Here is a 340-nt window from a genome sequence, read left to right as displayed (position 1 = left end):
GGTCACGGTCACTGGCGTTTGAGCCGCGTTAGTCAGGGTGGCGGTGTAAGTGATCTGACCGCCTTCGGTGATGGTGTTGCTAGCGGTCAAAGTCAGGCCGGTTGCATCGACCGAATCAGTAATCGTGGTGACCGCAGGCGCAGTGCTCGGTACCAAATTCTCAAAGTTGCCGCCGGTCGCACCGGTAATGGTGGTGCTGACAGTACTGCCGTTGTTGTAGACGTCGTTGGCCGGAGTGTCGACCGCAACAGTGCCGGTGGTTTGGCCGGCAGCGATGGTGATGACCGCGCCGTTGCTCAAGGTCACGGTCACTGGCGTTTGAGCCGCGTTGGTCAACGTC

The 340-nt window shown here is 60.0% G+C and carries 1 protein-coding gene; it reads right to left on the bottom strand.

What is annotated here, in order from left to right:
• The coding region (locus AC30D9_RS29405) for an immunoglobulin-like domain-containing protein (RefSeq protein ID WP_490145378.1) at positions 1–340 on the bottom strand (340 nt) is incomplete at both ends.

Source organism: Pseudomonas sp. DF11, from assembly GCF_058148565.1.
This window is presented reverse-complemented; position numbering and strand designations above follow the sequence as displayed.